This window comes from Buttiauxella gaviniae ATCC 51604 (assembly GCF_001654835.1).
Classification (GTDB): Bacteria; Pseudomonadota; Gammaproteobacteria; order Enterobacterales; family Enterobacteriaceae; genus Buttiauxella; species Buttiauxella gaviniae.
Window position 1 is genome coordinate 1 of record NZ_LXEP01000077.1, and the last position, 1,372, is coordinate 1,372.

The following is a 1,372-nucleotide window of genomic DNA, read 5'->3' on the forward strand; positions in this document are numbered from 1 at the left end:
TTGTACTATAAGGGCTTCCCCGGCATGTCAACGCCGGTTTTATGGTTTCTGTCTGCTCGTCAGTAAAATAAAGGGGAGAGACTGCGGTACTATAAACGGCCATGATGAATCGTTATCGATTCGGACCCTGATGAAAGACGCGCGTGAGGTTCTTGTTCGTTAAGCGGATACGTATATCCTGTACAATAGCCAGATAGGCCTCACGGGGTCTAACCCTTTTTCATCAACGAGTTGCAGGTCAGATGGTTATACTGCTTTGTGCTTTAGCTGGCTGAGTACAGCCTGAAATCATCACCGTAATGCAACGATGCCCAGCACAGCCTCGCGTTTTTGGCGGCGATGGCTACAACAGCCCGCCAGTACCCCCTGCGCTCAACCAACGTACAAACCCAACGGCTGAATGAGTCAGTCCTTTTCTCTGCACCAATCAAAACCGAACGGGCCCCCTGAACCAGAAGCGTTCGCAGATATGAATCGCCCGCTTTCGTTATTCTGCCAAGCTTTGATTTTCCACCACTGCTGTACTGTGATGGTGTAAGTCCCAGCCAGGCTGCCAGTTGGCGTCCATTCTTAAAATCATGGGCATTACCGATACTGGCGACTAACGCACAAGCCGTTGTGGGACCAATCCCCTTCAGTTCCATCAGTCGTTGGCTGCGGTGATCCGTTTTTGCCATGCGGGACAGGATCCGGTCATATTCAGCGATGTTATCTTCAATGCGATTAATGTGTTCCAGCAGATCATCAACGCATTGCTGAACCTGAAGCGGCAAAGAATTTTTCTGTTCAGAAACCATGTGGCGCAGGGCATCTGTACTTTGTGGCGCGATAATCCCGAATTCAGATATCAAACCTCTTAATCGATTATATGTTGCTGTTTTCTCTTCGATAAAGCCTTGTCTGGTACGGTGTAGACATTGCATCGCCTGCTGGCTCTCATCCTTCACTGGCACGAACCGCATATGCGGGCGACGGACAGCCTCACAGATAGCCTGGGCATCAGCTGCATCATTTTTTCCTGATTTACCGGCCATGCGGTAAGGCGATACGAACTTTGCAGCCATCAAACGGGGCTCATGGCCATACTGCCGAAACATTCTTGCCCAGTAGTGAGCCCCGGAGCATGCCTCCATCCCGATAACACAGGGAGGCAGGCTTGCAATTAACTCAGGAAGTGCAGCACGCGATACTTTAGGTTTAACCAGAACAGTTTTTCCATTTTGATCAACGCAGTGAACAGCGAACACATTTTTAGCAAGATCGATACCGACAGTAGTGATAGTCATAACGAATCCCTCCAGGGCTATGTTTACCCCATGATTGCACAAGAGCTAATCAGGCGCATATCCAGGGGAATTCCCTTCCATTCGTT

Annotated in this window: 1 protein-coding gene; it reads right to left on the bottom strand. The window is 49.6% G+C overall.

What is annotated here, in order from left to right:
* Window positions 1–263: 263 nt before the first annotated feature.
* The gene (locus M977_RS23720) at window positions 264–1,286 is read right to left on the bottom strand and encodes an IS110 family RNA-guided transposase (protein ID WP_064519614.1); all 1,023 of its coding nucleotides are present in this window, start codon (window positions 1,284–1,286) and stop codon (window positions 264–266) included.
* Window positions 1,287–1,372: the final 86 nt, after the last annotated feature.